12 protein-coding genes are annotated in these 21,880 nt (G+C 31.3%); all 12 read right to left on the bottom strand.

All coding sequences use genetic code 11. The features are described 5' to 3' along the window. Positions 1 to 5 precede the first annotated feature (5 nt). Positions 6 to 1,826: a right-handed parallel beta-helix repeat-containing protein gene (locus JOP69_RS17945; RefSeq protein ID WP_252191147.1), complete on the bottom strand. Its 1,821-nt coding sequence runs from the start codon at positions 1,824 to 1,826 to the stop codon at positions 6 to 8. Between the two features lie 106 nt (positions 1,827 to 1,932). Further along, a complete protein-coding gene (locus JOP69_RS17940) occupies positions 1,933 to 3,039 on the bottom strand; it encodes a TlpA disulfide reductase family protein (RefSeq protein WP_203393507.1) in 1,107 nt (368 codons plus the stop codon). A gap of 1 nt (position 3,040) precedes the next feature. Continuing rightward, the gene (locus JOP69_RS17935; RefSeq protein WP_252191146.1) at positions 3,041 to 6,283 is read right to left on the bottom strand and encodes a glycoside hydrolase family 2 TIM barrel-domain containing protein; all 3,243 of its coding nucleotides are present in this window, start codon (positions 6,281 to 6,283) and stop codon (positions 3,041 to 3,043) included. A gap of 180 nt (positions 6,284 to 6,463) precedes the next feature. Next, positions 6,464 to 7,975 (bottom strand): sulfatase, encoded by a 1,512-nt coding sequence (locus JOP69_RS17930; RefSeq protein ID WP_203393508.1) that lies wholly within the window; start codon positions 7,973 to 7,975, stop codon positions 6,464 to 6,466. Between the two features lie 73 nt (positions 7,976 to 8,048). Continuing rightward, entirely contained in the window at positions 8,049 to 10,709 is a 2,661-nt protein-coding gene (locus JOP69_RS17925; RefSeq protein ID WP_203393509.1) for a PQQ-like beta-propeller repeat protein, read from the bottom strand. A 151-nt stretch (positions 10,710 to 10,860) separates the two neighbouring features. Continuing rightward, positions 10,861 to 12,789, bottom strand: coding sequence for an FAD-dependent oxidoreductase (locus tag JOP69_RS17920; RefSeq protein WP_203393510.1), 1,929 nt, complete (start codon positions 12,787 to 12,789; stop codon positions 10,861 to 10,863). Between the two features lie 108 nt (positions 12,790 to 12,897). After that, positions 12,898 to 14,439, bottom strand: a complete 1,542-nt coding sequence (locus JOP69_RS17915) for a sulfatase (RefSeq protein WP_203393511.1) — start codon at positions 14,437 to 14,439, stop codon at positions 12,898 to 12,900. A 23-nt stretch (positions 14,440 to 14,462) separates the two neighbouring features. Next, positions 14,463 to 15,887 (bottom strand): sulfatase, encoded by a 1,425-nt coding sequence (locus tag JOP69_RS17910; protein WP_203393512.1) that lies wholly within the window; start codon positions 15,885 to 15,887, stop codon positions 14,463 to 14,465. A 209-nt stretch (positions 15,888 to 16,096) separates the two neighbouring features. Beyond that, a complete protein-coding gene (locus tag JOP69_RS17905) occupies positions 16,097 to 17,644 on the bottom strand; it encodes a sulfatase (RefSeq protein ID WP_203393513.1) in 1,548 nt (515 codons plus the stop codon). Positions 17,645 to 17,648: 4 nt separating this feature from the next. After that, positions 17,649 to 18,503 carry a sialate O-acetylesterase gene (locus JOP69_RS17900; RefSeq protein WP_203393514.1) on the bottom strand — a complete coding sequence of 285 codons (855 nt, stop codon included), beginning with the start codon at positions 18,501 to 18,503 and terminating at the stop codon, positions 17,649 to 17,651. 4 nt (positions 18,504 to 18,507) lie between these two features. Beyond that, positions 18,508 to 19,395, bottom strand: a complete 888-nt coding sequence (locus JOP69_RS17895) for a sialate O-acetylesterase (protein WP_203393515.1) — start codon at positions 19,393 to 19,395, stop codon at positions 18,508 to 18,510. 200 nt (positions 19,396 to 19,595) lie between these two features. Beyond that, positions 19,596 to 21,878, bottom strand: coding sequence for an alpha-amylase family protein (locus JOP69_RS17890; RefSeq protein ID WP_203393516.1), 2,283 nt, complete (start codon positions 21,876 to 21,878; stop codon positions 19,596 to 19,598). Positions 21,879 to 21,880: the final 2 nt, after the last annotated feature.

Raw genomic sequence — 21,880 nt, 5'->3', positions numbered from 1 at the left:
TATAATTATTTTACTCCTTTATTTCGTTTTATTTTTACAGAAGTAGCATTTTCTTTCACCTCTATCTTAATAGGAAAATTAAAATTTTTAAATTCATTTTTTTCAATTAACACATCTTCACAATAATCTAAATGTATTGCAGGTAAAGTAGATACCGTAGGGTAATCAGTACTCAACTCTATAATATTTCCAGTAATTTTTAATCCTTTTACAGAAAAAGCATCCACTAAGTGACCATTAAAACTTTTAATAATATTGTTACTAAAATCTATATTTCTATGAAACTTTTTAGCCCCTATTCTTTGGTCTTTTGTAAATAAAGGGGACGCTAATAATGGATAAGACTCGCCATTTCCATAACCAATGGTATTAAATATATTGTTTCTAATAGTAATATCTTGTACACCACCAGATTCGTACCATTTATTATTATCTCCTTCAATTAAAATACCATGCATTTGAGATGAAAAATAATTATTTTCAATCACCACTTTTCCTTTTGTAGTAATAAGTGCACTTCTGGCTCTATTTTCTCTAATTACATTTTTATTCATGTATACATCCGGATACCAAGTAAGATTTTCTAAAGAAAGTTTTCCTTCTGGTAATGTTGCAGGCACTTCTGCAACAGTAATTAACATTCTTCTTTCATTTAAAACCTTTACTTTTTTAATTTCAGTTTTAAAAATTGGTAGAATCGTTTCTCTAGACATAATCATTACCTCATCTCCTTTTTCACCGAAAATAAATCCCCATTGTTGCACATGGCTCGTTTCGCATAAAAAGGTATTGTTACCCATGTATTTTTCTACTTTTACATAAGCTCCATGTACATTTATACCATCATCTAACATGTGTTCTAATAAACAGTTTTCTACTTTTATAGATCCTTTACAGCCTAAAAAATGTGTTGCATCTGCTCTTGTAGAAAATGTTCTATCTGCTCTAGAAGTCACTACAAATTTGTCTAAAGAAATATTTTCACATCTTTCTGCTATTAAAGCCATTCCTCCTGCTGCTAATACAGTTATATTATTTAAAACATTATCATTTGAGTTTGATAAATGAATTGCAGGCACAAATCTATTTTCTCCAGGACTTTGTCCGTACGTTGCAAATACAGTACCTACAGGTGGCGTTACTTTTGTGTAATTTGTAAACTTTGCAGTCTTATTATCAATTTTAACAATTTTTGCTATTTTAGAAGATATTGGTTTTAAGTAATAATCTTTAGTATGCCAAATAGGAGATTTCGTCTTAGAATCAAACGCAATATTTTGTCCTATTTCATCTTGCCAATCGTAATGATTAAATAATATTTGGTTATTCTTAACTTCGAAACCAAATTTTTCATTTGCAACATCAACAATAAAAGAATTATCTTCTTTATTATTTTCAGTTACTCTTAATTCATTTACAAAAGATTTTTCCCAGTCTATTGTAAAGTTTTTTAATGTAGTATTTCTAGAACCTTCTACAGTTATTGGAACAATTTTACCGTGAAACATAAACGTAGATTCATTTCCATCTAAAGTAAAATTATCGAAATTAAAAATTGGAAAAGCTATTTTCTTTAAACTATTATCATGGTTTGTAACTGCTCTATAAGTTTCAAAAGCATTCTCTGGATAAAACTCATATTGCCCTTTTGGAAAAAACAAAGTGATATCCTTCTTTCCTTTCAAAGAATTTATTAGTTGATAAATTTCTAGCGTAACATCTTTCCCTGGCTTAATACCATAATCTGCAACATTTATGGTTTGCTCTTGAGCATAAGAAGTACATCCTAAAATTAGCACTAACATAAAAGTAAAAAAGTTTTTCATAAATATAAAATTTTAATTCCTTACTGTAAACCTAAGCACAATGTGCATTTATACTGTATTTATGAGTATAAAGATTGTATTTATAGGTTTAAAAATATTGAAAAAATTAATCTTTTAAGTATTTTTCAATCGTATACGACATCGCTTCTGTAATGTTTGATTTATAACCTATTTTGTAAAACTGATAATTTCCTTTTTTATCAATAATTATGTTGGATGGATATGCCTTTACATCAAATTTTTCAGCAATCCAACGCCCATCTTCCACTATATCATAATTAAAAGGATTCCGTTTTAAAAACGTATCTATTTTATATTCATCGTCTAAAGCTATTGCTATAAAAACAACGTCTTTTCCCTTAAATTTCTCTTTTAATTTATTTAAATGTGGAAGTTCCTTTTTACAAGGCGGACACGTTGTAAACCAAAAATTTAACACAACTACTTTTCCTATTAAGTCTTTACTTTTAAATTTATTTCCTTGAATACTTCTCACAGAATACTTTGGTGATAACTCTCCTAAACGCTCTAACGCTTGCTCTTTTCTTTCATTACTATGTTTTTTAGCATCAATTACATATTGCTTCTGTTCTTCTGTAGTTCTAATAGTATAACCTTCTAAACTATAAGTTTTTGCGGGCAATTTAGTGTAGTATATTTTTTTAGCAGTAACCGTATAAGGTCCTAAATATTTATCATTTGTAGTGTATTTTAATAGAAAACCCTGTGCATTGAACTGTTTAATATATCTTAACCCAAACTTTTTGGTTGTGTATACTTTTCTAATCTCTCCTTTTATTTTTGTCTCATAAACTTGACAAGGAATACCTATAATATTTTCTATTTCCTCTTCTTGAAGAATTACTTCTTTTACAGGGTTTTTAAACTTATTTATAATACCTGTTTTAGTCGTATAACTACGTGCAAGTGAATAAGTAAGTTCTTTATCATAATCTAATAAAGTTGAAAAATCATAATTTTTACTATTAGAATAACGTTTTTCTAATAATTTATCTTTATTAAAAATAACAATGATTTCTTTTTTAAAATAAGAAAGTTTTTTTTGTTTTTCTGATAAAACTCGATCATAAACAACATCATAAGTAATAACAACATCATCTTTTATATTCTTTGCATTGGAATATTTCCATTGAGAAACAAGGTTTGTTGATACCAATAAGAAAAGAAACACAATAGATAATTTTTTCATCATTTTAATTTTTCGCATTCAAAATAAACTCAAACTCATATTTTCCTGATGGAATTACAAATTGCGGCAATGTTTCTGACAGCGTTCCATTTACACTCATTTGAATTAAGTGCAAATTCAAAGTATAAAACCCTTGTTTTTTTAAATCATAAGGATGTTTTGCATTTTGAATATTTTCTGGCGAATATGGCCAAATTGAAAATCCGAATGTTGATGCACCTTCAATTTTTAAACTATTCTTTCTGTTTTCTGAAAGCTGTAACCATCTTACATCAGAGCGGTTTCCGTTTTCTTGCGGAAAAACATAATTTGTAAATAAATCGTCCGTTTTAAAGATGTATTCATCTACTTCTGTACCTCGTTTTCTATCTATGTAATTTTCCCAAGGTCCTTTTCCGTAAAAAGTGGTGGTTTTGTACCTATTCGGAATGCCTAAAGTAACACCAAATTTCACCAAACCAGGTAAGTTTTTATTGGCATCTAAATCCATTTTCACAACAATTCTTCCATCACTTAAAAAGTGATAATTGATATTTAATTTTACTTCGTCTTTATATGATTTCTCCACCAAAACAGTAACTTCATTGGTCTTTTCTGCAATTACTTTTACAGATTTAATTTCTAATTTATCATTTAAAAACTCCCAATAACCTCTAGATTTTCTAAAATCTTTACTACTTGCACCTCGTAAATCGTTGTCTATTGGTGGTCTAAAAAAGTTAGGTTTTAAAGGTGAAGATATTTGCTCTTTTCCCTTTTTGATAAATGAAATTAGTGCGCCTGTTTCTTTTGATACTTTTGCAGCATATTTTTTTCCTGAAACAGTAATTTCAGCAGTATTTTCTACAACTTGTAATGCTGCTTTTGATGCTGACTGATACGTCTTAATGGCTGTTTTTTCTTTGATTAAAAGTTGTTCATTCGCTACTTCATAGCCTTTTGCAGCCCAAAAGGTAGTTCCTTTTTCTTGTACAGACATTTTTAACCAATATTCATTTTCATCTTTAAAATTCACCTTTTTAAATGGAATATTTATTTTTGATGATGAACTTGGTTTTACATCAATATCTTGTAAAATTCCAGATTGAATTTCTTTTCCGTTTTCAGACAACGTCCATTTTACATCGTAGTTATTTAAATTAGTAACATTTAAATGATTAATTGCTAAAATAGTTCCTTTTGCTACATCAATTGCAGTAAAATTAAAGGGTTGCTGAATATATTTTACTTCCCACGCATGTGGATGTGGTTTTCTATCTGAAGAGAAAACACCGTTAATACAGAAATTTTTATCATTCGGATAATCGTCAAAATCACCTCCATATGCATAAAATTTTTCACCATTATCAGCTGTTTTTTCTATTCCTTGGTCTATCATATCCCAAATAAAACCTCCAATTAAATTCTTTTTCGAGTTGATTAAATCCCAATATTCACCCAAACCACCAATGGAGTTCCCCATAGCATGCGCATATTCACACATAATAATAGGTCTGTTTATATATTTACTTTCAGACATTGCTTTTAGCTGATAAATCTCTGGATACATTCTACTTAAAACATCTACATATTTTGGGTCTGTAGGGTTTGCATGCGCAGGTCCTCTAAACACTTTTTGTCCTTCTTCTCCTTCTTTATACGCAGGGTTCGTTGGGCCTCCTTGCGCTCCTTCATAATGAATAAAACGTGAAGGATCGTAATCTTTTATCCAACCTGCAGCAGCCGCAAAAGCAGGTCCTGTTCCAGATTCATTTCCCATAGACCAAGAAATTATAGAGGCATGATTTTTATCTCTATCCACCATTCTCATAATTCTACTTAACATAGGAATTGCCAAACTTGGTTGTTGTGGTGCATAACTTCCTAAATGATGGGTTTCTATATTTGCTTCATCCATTACATAAATTCCGTATTTATCACATAAATCATAGAAATACGGATCATTAGGATAATGTGAAGTTCTTACGGCATTAAAATTGAATTTCTTCAACAGTTTTACATCGTCTTCTAAATCTTGTCTGGTTAATGCTTTTCCTCTAACAGGATGATGATCATGACGATTAACACCTTTTATTTTTACGGGTTTTCCGTTGATAAGTAACTCGTTTTCTTTACTAAAACCAACTTGTTTAAATCCAATTTTCTGACTGCGAGATTCTACAATTTTTCCTGATGCATCTTTTACATCAAAAACAACGGTGTACAAATATGGGTTTTCTACAGACCATTTTAGTGGACTTTTAATATTAGCTTCTAAAAATGCAAATTTTGTAATGTCTCTTTGTGGCCATCTTTCAAAAAAGACATCTTCAATAGCACAAGACATCGGTTTTGGTAAAACCTTTTTATTATTAGCATCGTATAAATCTGCAGAAATGGTCCAACCTTTTAAGTTGTCTTCATCTCCTTTCATCCATACATGCGGACGAACTTCTATCTTGGCATCTTCTAACGTATCATCGAACTTTGTTCGAATAAAAAAGTCATTTAAAGAAACTTTTGGTTGTGCCATTAATAAAACCTCTCTGTGAATTCCGCTTAAACGCCACATGTCTTGGTCTTCTAAATAACTACCGTCACTCCATCTAAAAACCTGAACGGCAACTTTATTTTTTCCTTCAACTAGATATTTAGTAATATCGAATTCTGCTGCCAATCTACTTCCTTGGCTGTACCCAACTTTTTTACCATTTACCCAAACATAAAATGCAGACGAAACGCCGCCAAAATGTAAAATTACAGATTGATCTTTCCAGTCTTTTGGAACTGTAAAATCTCTATAATAACTTCCAACCGGATTGTCTCTATACTTTTCTATAAATGGAAATTGTGGCGGATGAGGCCCCATATATCCGAAATTTCTTTTTCCTCCATTTTTTATATCCGGAGTAAAAGGATAAATAATATTGGTATAAATTGGTTGTCCAAATCCTTGAAGTTCCCAACTAGATGGCACAGGAATATCACTCCAATTTTCTCCATTAAAATCATTCTTGATAAAATCTGTAGGTCTGTCTTTAGATTTCCCTACATAGTTAAATTTCCAGGTTCCGTTTAATGATTGTGTTCTAGATTTGTCTCTATTTCCTTCTAAAGCATCTGCATGATTAATATAGGAATAACTTGGCACACGTGCTCTTAATTTGTTTTGCTCAAACATCAATTCGTTTTCCCAATCATTTTGAGAAAAAGATATTTGAGAAAATAATAGCAATAAGAAAACAATAGAATTCTTTAAATACATCATAAAAATTAGTATTAATACTGAATGGTAAAGTCAAATATAATAACAAAAACTTTTGTCTTTGTGCCTTTACAACCTGTAATTTAAAATAAACTGGTAATGCTATAAATATAAATAGGATTTGTCTAAATGCTAAAAAACATCTTATCCAAATCCTACTCTATTTTACCTTAAAAAAATTAATTACTCCGTAATATATTTCTGATTTAACTTTAAACCAGGTTCATCATACATCTTCATTTGCTTAAATAATTCTGTTTGCATCATTTTTGCAATGCCTGCATATGCTGCATCGTAGTAAAAGTTAATCAACTCATCTGGATCTTTTTGTAAATCGAATAAATATGGTTTTTCTTTTTTATCGATGACCAATTTATATCTATCACTTACTGCAGAAGCCCACCATCCGCCAGACTTGGCGAAATAGGTAATTCTATCACTATTTACTTCTTTTTTATTGTTTGTAAAATCGTCTGAAGTATCTAAACCTTGAAATTTTGCAGCTGTTTTAACATTCATCAAACTTAAAATAGTGGGTGTAAAATCTACATTTGTATAGGCGGTATTGATCACTTTGCCTGAAGGTATTTTCTTTGGATAACGAATTAAAAACGGAATTCTTGCTGAACCTTCATAAGGCACCCCTTTGTTACGTCTGTTGTGTTCAAAAAACATATCTCCATGATCTGAAGTAAAGATTACAATGGTATTTTCTGTAAGATTATTGTCTTCTAAAAACTGAAGAATTCTACCTACAGAATCATCAATATGACTCACCATTCCAAAATACTGTTTTAACGCATTTTTTTCATTTTTAAAAGCTTTTTTTCCAATAGCTTCATTGTTTTTTTGATCTTTTGCCCATTTAGGTTTTATAGCAGTATATTTTGCATCCATAGTTTTTGGTGCTTCAATTTTTAAATCTTCATACATAGTGTTGTATGGAGGCTTTGCGTAATCTGGCGTATGCGGATCTGGAATAGAAAGCATTAATGCAAAAGGTTTATTTTTATCACGCTCTAAAATTTCTAAGGCCTTATTTGTAAAAAAATCTGTTAAATGAATCACTTCATCTTTTGGTAATTTAGCGGCAACTTTTTCATTAATACCCGTTATTACAGCACCATCTTTTGTTAAACTAAAATAAGGCGCATGACCACCTTTCATCATATAGCGATTATCATCAAAACCTGCTTTATATTTAATGCCAAAAACATATTTTTCTTCACCTGCTAAATGCCACTTACCCACATAAGAAGTTGCATAACCTTGGTCTCTTAAAATGGTAGCAAATGTTGGTATATCTTCTCGAATATGCATTCCGTTTTTTGGGGCTCCCGTAGATCCAGGATGTAAACCTGTCATTAAAGAAGCGCGAGATGGTGTGCAAACTGGCGAAGCACAATAATAGCTCGTTGCAATAGCTCCTTCTTCTGCCAGTTTATCGATATTTGGGGTTTTAGAATTATTCCCTTTTCCCCAAACAAAAGCTTGTGCTTCTGGCAGTAATTTTTGATACGCACTTATAGTTCTAAAATTATGTTCATCGGTATGAATGATAATTAAATTTGGTTTTTGAGTTGTGTTTAAAACAACTTCTTTTTTTTCTTGATTTGTAACTGTTTTTTGACCTTTGCAGCTCATAAATGAGATTGCAAATATCAAGGATACAAGTAATAGATTTTTATGCTTCATTTTTTACTAAATTTTAAATTTACGTGTTGCTTTGGTTAAAAAAAATTTTAAAGATACTTTACTGTTTTCATCATTAATAAGTTACATCAATAAATCGTAAAGAACCTGCTGGCACTTTTAAGTTGATTTGGTTTTTGGAAATTTTTAAATTTTCTTTACTTAAAATATCTTCTACAAAATTCGGATTCCTATTTTGAAAAGTAATCGTTACTTCTCTGTCTTGTGGTTCTATATACCCTTGATCTAATAAAATAATTCTTGTATGATTTTCATCAATTTTAATTGCAGACCAAGCAGCTCCTTTTACCAAAATTGGTAAATCTTTTGCACCCGTTTCTACAATCCTTTTCAATTCTGGAGCAAATTCTTTTGCTGACACAAATTGATTCTTAAAAAACCCTTTTTTACCATTACTAATACTAAAAGGAATCTTCTTTTTCAATAACTCATTTTTAAATTCTATGGGTGCAACTGGTACCATTCCAAAAGGAGTTTCTGGCATATAATTTAACCATCTATAATCTACCCCTAAAGCTATTTTAGAAAAATCGCTTTCTGGAACACTAGTTCCTGCCCAATGCATTTGAGCTACTGAAAAAACGGCATTGTCATCGTCTTTTTTGTATTGTTTTATATCATGATGATTATCTACTGTATGCACCAACTCTGCATCTATGTCTTTTATTAAATGCCAAGAGCCAATAGACAAAATATCTTCTTTTTCTACAATTGGTAACACGCCAGATTTCATCAAAGCAAATAGGATATTAAGACCTGGATCTTCTACAAAACCAGAAGTAGAAACGATTCCGTAACGTGCGCCATAAGCAGCCATCATAACGCCTTGTCTTAAATACGGAGACACAGAATTTTGTCCTCCAGGAGAAAGTGGTCTCCAACTTGTTGGATTGTCATCAATTAAGCGCATGGCGAAATCATTTACATAACCTCCATTTCTCATACCTATTCTACCCGCTAAATTTAAATCTTGAATTCTATTACTAGTATCTTCTGAGGCCGGTGCTAAAATATCGCTATACTTTCCAGAATAAAACATCTCTTTCCAAAGCGGTAAATGTGATGTTGCTGCCCAAAACATGTTTTTATATCTAAAATATAATTTTGCTCTGTTATTTTTACGAATCGCCTTTGCCAGTCTTGGTAAATATTCTTTCACGTAAAGTTGTACTCTAGGATCCTCTACATTAGCCATTTCTGCATACACAAAACCGTAACAAGTTGTTGGGGCAACTTCTAAAACTTGCTCTAGAGTTTCTATTTGAATATAAAAAGGATCGTTTCCATGACCTGCCCAAAAAGTAAAAGGTTGCCCTTCTGCTTCGTAATCTCTCGCCATTTGAACTATTTGCTCTCTAGAGTCTTTATATTTACCTCTCTTGTCTTTTTTTAATGCCGACTTGCCTATTTTGTTAACCAAATAGGTTCTGTCTGTAGATTCTTTTGGTGATTTTTGTATGACAAATTTTATATCATTTCCATGTAATTTTTTAACCTTAGAATCTTCACCATTTTTGGTAATCATCACCCAATTTTTGTCAGATTTTTTCTGATAACTTGGCGTTTTATACTCTAAAACTTGTGCATATAATGTTTCTAAGTTTTTTTCTACTTCAAGCATTCTACCTTGCTTTTTGTAGGAAGTTTTGCTCCAACTATTTTTTGATAAATCGTAAAAATCTACATTGTTACCACCATCAACAGTTCCTGCCGCAATTAATTGATTAGATTTAGGTTCGTAAACAAAATCGCTATAAACTCCTTTACCATATCTTTCTCCTGCTATATGTATTACTTTTCCTTTAGTATCTAGCACAATTAAAATTCCTCCATGCTGAAACATAATTTCGTTTCTACTTGGTAAGAAGCTTCCTTGAGAATGCGCATAACGTTGCGCTTGTTTTTGATTTCCAACATATTGTGCTAAAACATTAAAATCTGCATCTAAAGCAGAAAAGAAAGGTTTAAAACTAGCATCTCCAAAAAATAAAATATCATCTTTTTTATCATTGTTAATATCTACTATAGAAATATCTGTAATCATTACTTTTGTAAGCGCTTTTACCTCTTTCTTTTTAGGGCTAAGTTGTTTTACAACTTCTTTTGTATCCGCATCTAAAATCCCCATAAAATCCCAACGAAATTTATCGTTACTATAGGTCATTACAAAAAGTGATTCTTTCCCTGAATTGGTAAAAACACCTGACTCAATTTTTCTAACAACTCCTTCTATTTTGGTTGATGAAACTTGTTTTCCGTCTGTATCTAACTCATACAACTGATAATCATTTCCACCTGCAAAAATTTGGATTTTATCATCATTTTTTACCACGGCAATTTCCGATAAACGTACTTTATGATCTGGAGTAAATTGCCAAAGTAAAGAACCTTTACTATCAATGCAATACACTATTCCGTTACCAGCAACTGCTAACAAATCATCATTTCCATCATTATTGATGTCTTGTGCAAGAATTTCAAAAATAACTGAAGGTTGGTCTATTTTATATTGCCACAATTCTTTTCCGTCTAAAGTATAAGCGGCGATACTTTTGCTTAATTCAGAAACAAAAAGGATTGACTCATTATTGATTTCTCCAACAACAGAATTTCTTATATTATTGGTTTTTGTTGAGAAATTATTAGACTGAAAAGCGAATAATTGAATGGAAACTAAAAAGCTTACTACTAAAGTAAGAAGTGAATTTATTTTCATTTATAAAGTATCTGTATTTGACTTAATAGTTTTTCTTTGGTTTAATGGTTTTAACCGCAAAGTTTAAAATAAGTTTTCGCAAAGTGCGCAAAGATTTAAGCCCTTATTCTTTGCGAATTTTTCGAAACCTTTGCGCCTCTGCGTTTAAAATTTAGTAACAACGTACTTCGTACATTCTAATATTTTCCTTACCGTGTGTATTTTTCAATTTTAAACGGATAGCAGTTGCTGCTATTTCATCAAAATTAATTTTTACCAAACGTGTAATATTGTATTCTTTTTTACCAACTTCTTTCCAGCTTCCTTGTATTCTTGCTTCTACTGTAAAATCTTTTACCAATTCTGGTGGAACGACCAATAATTGTTCACTATACTTATTAGGATTTTTATGGAAATTTATTTTTCGTTGCAGGTTTGTATCAAATTTCATTTCTACACTAGTAAATCTTTGAGGTTTGTTCCATTCTAATTGTAAGTCTGCGTTTAAACCATCTGATTGCCAGTGATGAATTTTATCAACTTCATCTCTACCAACGCCATCTGTTAAATTTTTTACATCACCAGAACTTGTTGAAGAAGCAAAAATTAAACTTGCCGTTCTTGCTTTATCATTTAGATCTTTTGCAGGTCTATTAGGAAAATAAGAATCATCTCTTAACAATTGCTCCTGTAAATCATTTATATAATTTTGATATAATTTTCTTGGCGACACCCCTTTTTTAACACACATTGCTGCTGCTGTTCCTGCCGCTTGTCCCATCATTGAGCAGGTACCAATAATTCTAGTTGATGAAAGTGCAATGTGCGTTACACTCACATTTCTACCAGCAAATAATAAGTTATCAATATTTCTAGAATATAAACTTCTAAAAGGAACTTGGTATACATCTTTAAATCTTGAGTGAAAATAACTTGCAGGTTCCTCTAAATTTTCAATTCCTCCAGGGCAATGTTCATCTAAAGACCAACCACCAAATGCAATGGCATCATCAAAATGACGAAGTCCTAACATATCAGGCTCAGATAGAATATAATCTCCCATAAATCTTCTAGATTCTCTCCTACCAGGAATAGAACCTACCCAATCTAAAGCAATATTGGCTGCTTCCGGGAAATCACCAGAATTTTTTATATGATCCCAAACCCCGTAAAAATGTGCCATTAATTTATGACGAATTTCATCTCTTTCGCCAATAATGTCTACATCGCTACTTAATTCTACCCACCAAAAACCTTCTTTTAATTGTTTTACTTTTCTATGCTTGTCTTTAAATGCTTTTTCTGCATCGAAAGGAATTGTATATTCTGGTGCATAAAAAGGAACTGGCCTTCCCATGTCTTTTGTAATCATCATAAAACAATCTCCCATAACCCAACCATCTGGTTCATCTGGTGCATATTGTTCATTAAATTCTGCTTTTCCTTCTCTTCCTTGTCTAAATTCTGCTCCTGCAGTTGCCGCTACAAAACCATCACCAGAACAATCACAAAAAATAGGAGCATTTATTGTAAAATCTGTTTCTGTTGTTAATTGACGACAAACTACAGATTTAATATTGTTACCATCCATCTTTACATCCAACGCAGTTGTATTTAACAATAAGGTTAGATTTTTTTCACGAACTACATAATTATATAAAACATGATCCCAAACAGGATAAGATTCTTGCGGATTATAATGCCAGTTTTCAATTAGAAGTTCTTCTACAATACCCGTTTCTCTTTCTATTTTGTGTTTATTCAATAAACTTTGAACCCCATTTACTGTAACTCTCATTTCACTAGAAGCATTTCCTCCTAAAACAGGTCTGTCTTGTACTAAAACTACTTTTGCCCCATTTCTAGCTGCTGAGACTGCCGCAGAAATACCAGACATTCCACCTCCAATTACAGCAACATCTACATTTACTATTTTTTTTCGAATTGGATCTTTTTTTAAAGTTTTCCTTAATATTTCTTCTTCCTTAAACAAACCGTTTTTACTATTAGAAGTTTGCGCAGAAATATCTCCCATTATTGGAAATAAACTCGCTGCTAAAACACCTTTTGTTCCTTTTTTAAAAAAATCTCTTCTTTTCATTATAAATAAATTTTGATAGTGAATTTATAAAAAGCAAATGCATTCTATTTTACATAAAAATAGCTGTAAGAAGAGTTTTACTATTCTTCTCGCGTTTTCCTTTTTAATTTAAAATTTAAGAATTGAATTTGGAGGTAACGGAACTTTATTCTCTTTTCTCCAAGAAACCAATTCTTTTAATAAATTCTGAGTGGTTTTTAATTCGATAGTTGATAAGTTTTTTGATTCTTTAGGATCTACTTTTAAGTTGTACAACTCCAATTTACCATCCGCCAAAAACTGAATTAACTTATAATCTCCTTTTCTAATTACAGAACAGGTTCCGTGTTTATAACGACTTGCTAAATGCCAAAACAAAGGTCTTTCCGATAATTTTTTATCATCTTTAAGAAATAAATCAGTCATAGAATTTCCATCTAAAGTCCCTTTAAAATCAGTAACATTTGCTAAGTTCATTAAAGTTGGAAAAACATCCAATCCACTTACAGCAACCTCACTTCTTCTAGGTGTAACTTTATTTGGCCAATTGATAAACATTGGTACTTTAATTCCGCCTTCATAAATATATCCTTTTGCACCACGCATTAAATCATTGGCACTTGCCATACTATGAAATCCGTTGTCTGATGTAAAAATGATAATAGTGTTTTCTCTTAAATTATTCGCATCTAAATAGTCTACAATACGTTTTATATTATCGTCTACAGACTCTACCATAGTTGCATAACTTGCAAAATATTCATGCTTTTTTTTCTTATCATGCAAACCTTGCCCTGTAATAGTATCACCTGGTTTGTTAAAGTATTTTTGATACAATTCTTTACTTCTATATTTTATAGGTCTATGAACCGCATAAAAATTTAAGTTGATTAAAAAAGGCCCTTCTTTATGTGCCCCCATAAACTCGATTGCATCATCTGTTAAACGATCTGTTAACCAATTATCTGTTGATTTTTTCTTGATAAAAGGATTGCTAAACGGAGCCCAATAACCACCAGCCTCACTTTTATAACCTCCTTTTTCATAAGCTGGATCTCCTCTAAAACTTCCTCCTACATTTTTTAAGAAACCTCTTTTTTCAGGATAATATTGTTGAACTTCTATTGTTTTATGATTCGAAACCCAAGAATAATCTCCTGCATCTGGTTGTTTTAATTTTTCTTTTAATGGATATTCCATTGCCAGTTCTTCTTGCGGATAAGGACCAACAATATGCCATTTTCCTAAATGGATAGATTTATACCCCGCTTTTGCCAAAGGTTCTGCATATATAGGATGCTCTCTACCAACTGTCCATCTCGAAAAAATATTTTCTTGATCGTCTCCTTTTTCTAAAACAGGCACCGTATAAACACCTGTTCTAAAAGATTGTTTTCCTGTAAAAATTGCGGTTCTAGACGGTGAACAAGTAGGATACATATAGGCATTATCTAATACCAAACTTTCTTTTGCCAACGCATCTATGTTTGGTGTTTCAAAATAAGTAGAACCATTAAAACCAACATCTGCGTAGCCCATATCATCCACCAAAACAAAAATAATATTTGGCTTTTTGGTTACTTTAGAAACCTCTTTTTTAGAGGTACTACAAGAAACAAAAAAGAGAGCTATTGCTACTAAAAAACTAATATTGTAAAATTGTTTTTTCATTCTTAATGGGTATTATAAATCTTTTATTTTAGGATACTTTTTAACTCTTTTCTAAACGTCTTTAAAACTTCCTTATTAGAAGGGTTTTTAGCAATATTTGTCCACTCATTCGGGTCTATTCTATGATCATACAATTCTTCAAAACCATCAGGATACACCGTATATCTGTACTCATTACTTCTTAAAGAATGTAGTCCCTTGTCTTTAGAAGTCAATACATATTCTTTCGTTTCCTTTGTTGGATTTTTTACGATATCATAAATACTTTTTCCTTCTAACTCTTTATTTTCTGGTAAGTTTGCCATTTCAACTAACGTTGGATACACATCTAAAAGAGAAACTAAAGAAGTACTTACTTTGGGTTTACCATCACCTCTTGGGTCAAAGATTAACAAAGGTGTTTTTGCAGAACGTTCCCACAAAACATTTTTAGACCAATGTTCTTTTTCTCCTAAATGCCAACCATGATCTCCCATTAAAACTATAATGGTGTTTTTTGCGTATGTACTCTCTTTTAACCCGTCTAATAAATGACCTACACAAGCATCCGCAAAAGAAATATTTGCCATATAAGCTCTTACAGCTTCTTTCCATTTACCATGTTCTACAACAGATTTATGAACGCCTCTTTTTGCCATATTTTGTCCCATCCTACCAACATCATCTAAATCATTTTTTAAGGTAACTGGTAGTTTTATGTCTTCTAATTTATACATATCAAAAAACTGTTTTGGTGCAAACCAAGGTAAGTGTGGTCTAAAAATTCCACAAGCTAAAAAGAAGGGTTTGTCATGCTTTTCTTGTAAAAATTTCGATGCATAATCTGCTGATTTATAATCGTTATTATTTTCTAAAGTTACATCTACAGGAAACCAATCAAAAGAACGTAAGAAAGAACCTTTAACTCCGTATTTTTTCAACTCTAAACCATGCGAGTGTTTGTCTTTATCTTCTGGGTACGTTCCTCCTAAACCTCCTTTTCTTTCTTGTTGAAAAGATCCTGGATCACTTCCTGGTTTTGGTTTTTTAGCATTTCCTCTTGGACTGTGAAATATTTTTCCTGCTGCTGCAGTTTTATATCCATATTTTTCAAAATACTGAGGAATTGTGACCGTATTTTCAAAACCTTTTACATCTCTAAAATGCTCTGAATTACCATACACACCTGTTGTAGAGGGTCTGTACCCAGACATGATACTTGTTCTTGATGGGTTACATAAAGGTGCAGAACAATATGCATTCTTAAAAATAGTACTCTTATTTGCTAAGGCATCTATATTTGGTGTTTTAGTTTGTGGATTTCCACCAAATGCGCCAACCCAATCATTTAAATCATCTACCATAATGAATAATACATTTGGCTTCGATTTATTTTCTTGGCTAAAAGTTGAAAATGCAATTAGCAATAAAGCCACAATACATACATTTTTTATGTTCTTAAATTTCATACGTGTATTATTTAATTTTTAACGAAGAAACCAAAAAACATTAAAAAACGTGTATGTATTAGTTCATAAAATGTATTTAATGGTCGCTAAAACTTCATTTAACAACAAAAACGCAAAGGTTTTCAAAAAAATTGTAGAATTACTCTAGAATTTCCTTGCAACCTTTGCGCTTTTAAATACTTCTTTTCGAAGCTTATTATCTCAAAAAACTATTTTTTAAATTGATCGTATTCTGGATTTATTTTTGCATTTTTAAATCTTGGTCTGTCTTTCCACATATCATACGTTGCTTTTAATTGTGCTGCAGATTCAGGAAACTGACCTTTATCTCCAGTTTCTTTTATCCAATTTTCTAAAACATCTCTATGCTCTTTTAGTACTTTAGAAAAAGTAGGGTCTAAAGCTAAATTATTCATTTGATCTGGATCTTTTTTCAAATCATATAATTCTTCTGTAGGGCGAACTCCAAACCAAAATTTATCTTGATAAGGGGTTAATTTTCCTTCTTCATGTAATTCTCTTAAATCGGTTACAATCTTTTTATTATCTCTATAACTAGCTTGTAACATTGGTCTATTCGGAAAATAATTACGAATATATCTGTAATCTTCAGAAACGACACTTCTAATTCTATCAATCGTATAATCGCATCTATCTCTTGCACCTATTACATATTCTTTTTCTTTATATTTTTTAGAAAACAAATCTTGCCCTACTAAATAAGATGGCATTTTAGCATCTCCTAAAGCTAATGTAGTTGCAGAAACATCTAATAAAGAAACCAAATCATTTCTTACCGTTCCGGCTTTTAAAGCAGGATTATTTCCTTTGATAATTAAAGGAACTAACAAACCACCCTCATAACAAAATTGCTTGTGTCTTAAAGATGCATTACTACCATGGTCTGAAAAGAAAAATATAATGGTATTTTCGTACTCACCATCTGCTTTTAATTGTTTTATAATTTTTTCTAACGTAACGTCAGATCCTCTATTGGCATTATAATGCTGCGTCCAAGCTTCTCTTTGCGATTTTATATCTGGAAAATAAGTAGGCATTGGTACGTCATAAGTTTCTAGTTTTTCACCTTCTCTTACGTATTGGTAATCTTTTTTACCACCCATAATTTCTACTTGTCCAAACCAAGGCTGATTTTTATCTTTTCTAGCGTTCCAAACATACTCTTTTACAGTTTTGTAATTAATAGCAAAATTTCCTTGCCATCCATTCATTCCTGCTTTGTAATTTTCTTTGGTACCTGTATCATACATCGCTCTTCTATCATAATCAAAATTATAATCATCTTTACCACTGTTAAAGGTAAAATATCCCGCTTCCTTCATCAATTCAGGAATGGTTTTCATGCCTTCTGGCAATTTAATTTTAAGATTATCTGGTACAATCTCATTTTCTGTAAATCTATTTGACCTATGATTATGTGTACCTGTTGTAGTTTGATAAACACCTGTTATAAAAGCAGATCTACTTGCAGAACAAACGGGTGCAGTTGCATACGCTCTTTTAAACAAAACACCTTCCGCAGCTAATTTATCAATTACTGGTGTGTGTCCTTTATTAATAGAATCTCCATAAACGCCCATAAATGGGGATAAATCTTCCGCGACCACCCACAAAATATTCGGTTTTTTTATTGTTTGTTTTGTTAGTTTCTCTTTTTGACTGCAAGCAGTGAAAGTAGCTGTTAACATAAGAATACATAAGATTCTAAATGCGAGATAAGAATACTGTTTTTTCATTTTGTTATTTATTTATTAGTTGTATTAATTCTTTAGCAAAGGCCATTCCTAATCTTTTTTGCCCTACTGTATTGTAATGTAAATTGTCTGAATGCTTCGGGTAATCTAACCAAGAAGCATCTGTTGATGTTTTAATAATAGCAATGTTATCATCAGAATTGGCAACATTTAACATTGCAGTTCTTACTTGTGCAGGACCCTCTTTATATTTTCTTGGCAATACATTTACTTGTCCTATTACAAAAGGCAAGTCATTTATTTGTACTTCTTTTCTATAACCTGCTATCAATTTTTTAAGATTGCTTTGATAATTTGTTGCTGTAATTTCTTTATTCGTATCACTTTCTCCCTGCATCCATAAAACACCTAAAATTTTATATTTTTTGCCCTGTTTCTTTACATCATTAAGGGTTCTTTTAATATTTTTTATATGTTGCTTGTATAATTGCAAACTTTGCCTGACTTTACCTCGCTCTGCAAGCATTGCTTTTTCTAATGTCCACTCGGTATTCCAAGCACCATATAAAGAGGTACCTCCAACGGCTTTTTTAATCAATAAATAATGTTGCTTTGGGTTTGCTTCTGCTAATGTTAATCCTACCATTAATTCTGGACCAAAACTTTTCTTTAAAGTAGATAATGGAATCGGTTTACTTTTTTCTACATCAGAGGTGCTTATAAAAACTCTATCAGAAACATCGTGAATTCTTTTTATAAAAGCGGCATCTAGCTCTTCAGTAATTCCTCTACCTGCCATATTAGATTGTCCTGCTAACAATACAACCTGAATTTCTTCTTGCGAAAAAACGGTGCTAGAAATCAAGAGAAAAACAATAAAACTTAAAAATATTTTTTTCATACTATTAGTTTATCATCTTTATTAATTCGTTTGCAAATTTTGTTCCTAATCTTAATTGACCTTCTGCATTATAATGCACATTATCTGAATTTTTAGGAAAATCAGACCAACTTGTATCTGTACTTGTTTTTACTAAATGCACATTTTTCACCTCTAATGAAACTTTTTCCATCTGTTCCCTTACCGTTTTTGCTCCGTTTTTAACACCATATCTAGAGTTTATTTGTCCGAAAACAAAAGGCATGTCTTTCACTTTAAAAGTAGTTCTGTACTTCGTTATTAACTTTTCTAAAGTCGCGGCATAAGTAGTTGCTGCTTTTTCTAAAGTAGCATCATTTTCTCCTTGCATCCAAGCCATCCCTATAACTTTATAAGACTTTCCTTTCTCTTTTAAAATGTTTAAATTTTGGTTAATTAAATCGATGTGTTGTTGTACTAAATTCCAACTTTGTTTTTTGGCTCCTTTTTCAATTTCTCTTGCATTTTCAATCGTCCATTCTGGGTTCCAAGCGCCATATAAAGCGGTACCTCCTTTGGCATGTTTTATCAACAAAAATTCTTTATTCGGATATTTTTCTGCCAAGGTTAATCCTATTAACAACTCCGGACCAAAACGTTTTGTAAAACCATACTTTTTACTCGGCTTATTTTTATAATACGATAAAGGTGTTTGTGCTGTATTAGACTGACTGATAAAAACTCTATCTGCTACTTTTTCTATCCTCTTTTGAATAGAAGCATCTAAATCATCATAATTTGCAGCCCCTGCCATGTTAGATTGTCCTGCTAATAGCACTACTTGTACTTCCTTTTTTTCTTGAGATATTAAGGCCGATTTGCAAGAAAAAAATACTGTTATTACTACTACTAATAAGTATTTAGATGTTTTCATAAAATTATTTATCCTTTCCTACAAGGATTTAAAAACCCTGAGGGATTGTTATTTTTTAAGTTCCTTTTATCTTTTTTCCTGCAAGGTTTCAAAAACCTTGTAGGTATTACCATATTACAATTTCTTTTTTTCGATTTTTTCGTATTCATAAACACTAACAAAGTCAAAAAAAACCTTGCAGGAGTTCACTTTTCTGATACTTATTTTTTAGCAATTATTTCTACAAAATAAACTTCATTCGGTTTTAAGGTAGGTGTTGCTGAAACTGAAATTCCTTTTATTAAATCTTTACAAATAATATTTCCACTTCCATTTAACGAGATCCTTAAAGTAGCATCCGATTTCCCAACATTTACAACGGACAACACATTATTGCCTTTCTCATTTTTAATTACTTTCCAGATACATCCTTTTTTACTTACTGAATTTGTTTCTTCTATAGCAATATCAGAAAGTAGATTTTTTTCTTTTAAGATTGATAAAACGTTGTTTTTAATTTTAGCAACAGAATTCAATTTAATAATAGTTCCTTTTCCATCCGTTAACGTGTTCAGTTCATTTCCGTATTCATTTTTCACTAAACTCTTGTCATCAAGAATTACAGTTCCTCCATTATTTAAATACGTTTGCAATGCTTTTAATTCATCATTGGTAACAAAAGGAGTATTGTAAACAGTAATAACATCCCAATTTTTATTGTTTTGTTTTTTGATGATATTTTCTGTTACAAACCCTAAAGGAATTCCTTCAAAATTTAAACCTTCATACAAACGATAAAGGTCGTCCATGTGTTCTTTTTTATTGATTGCAGATGTTTTAGAATAGAAAATACGAACCGGTTTTCTTTGTCTTTGAAAAGCTAAAATTTCTTCTGAATAAGAATTCAAATCAATTAAAGTCATAGCAACTTCATTAGTAACTCTTGGCTGCTGTGTATTTGTACCTGCATAACCTTTATTATTAATTGCTTTTTTAGAAATAGAACCATCAGCATTTCTTGGCCAATACCAAATCTGACTTGCATCTAACCCAAAAGTATGTGCCAACCAAAACGTTGCTCTGGCATAACTTGGGTCTAAATATAAATCACGAGATTTTACGGTTGATAAATAATGTAATTCTGAATTAAAATTTATTTTATTAGGACTTACAGATTTCATAAAATCATATCCCATACACAATTCTCTCCATTCAAAAGCGTAATCTTCTTCCCATTTATGAGGTTTTCCCCAAGTATATTTGTGGGCTGCACCAGAATCATTACCAATAATACCGCTTAAATCGGTCAATGCTTCTAAATCAATGCCATGTACTCTTTTGTTATCTGTCCAAAGGCTAGGCATAATTTTTAAATGCACTTTAGCGTCTGCATCATACTTAGTTACTTCTGTTTTTAAGAAAGTATACCAATCTGTAACTCGGTCCATATTAAAGGCAGTCCAATCATACCAAATTGGGGTTCCTTTTAAACTGATATCAATAGGGATTGCTATTTTAACAGCATTAAAATCTTTAAAATTAGAATTCCAAACACTGTTTAACTTTGCAATAGTTTGATGTTTTTTTGATAACCAAACTTTAAATTTCTCAATGGTAAAGTGTGAAACACCACCAGAAGCCCAAGGTAATTTTTTCTTGGTAGCATCTGTATACGTAAAAAAGTGAGGTTCATTACACAACATGTATCCTAATTGAGAATACTCTTTTCCTGCCATTTCTGGCACAACATTCCCTATTAATTTTGCTTGTAATTCTCTAGCCCCAGGATTATCTATATCATACTCTGTATAGGTATCTTCTCTCATAGAAAAATTAGGCCCATATTTTTCTTCAGCCCATTTAGGTACACTTTTATGATTCATAAAAATAAAACCTAAAGAGCCATTAGACTTCTCTTTTAAATCCGTCGAAATTCTTTTATTAATGGTTCCATCTTCTTTAGTAACATAAGTTGGCGTTAGAAAAAAGCCATCTAAATCTCCATGAAATTCGGTCAGCTCTTTCGTCTCTGGTTTCCAAGTATAATCTGCTAAAAATACAGGTCGATTCTTAAAAGACAAATGATCTTCTTCTCTTTTTACTTTTGTCCAATCTACATTTGGACTTGCTTTTCTAAAGGTTTTACCTTCAATTAAAGAGGTAATTTCTGCAATCGATTTATCTAACATTAAATTGATGTCACTTCTTTCGAATGCTGCTAAACCCGTTGCCATTTTTAATGCTTCCTTTTTAAAAGAAGGAACCAATTTAAAAAGCTTGGTGTTTTTATCTAAATTCTTTTCATCCCAATTGGCGAACTTTAAAAAGACTTCTGCGGTTCTAATGGTTGTTTTTTCCTTTAAAACATCAATATCTTTTTTAGACGCTTTTTTTACTAATGCTTCTAAAGTATTAATTTTATAAATAGCTTCTTTTTCTAAATCTTGTCCTTGTAGAGTGGCAACTGACAAAAATAATAATCCAAAAAAATGAATAATTTTCATAC

This window comes from Polaribacter sp. Q13 (assembly GCF_016858305.2).
Lineage (GTDB): Bacteria > Bacteroidota > Bacteroidia > Flavobacteriales > Flavobacteriaceae > Polaribacter.
Note: the sequence above shows the minus strand (reverse complement) of the source record. Positions and strands in the feature narration are given on the sequence as shown.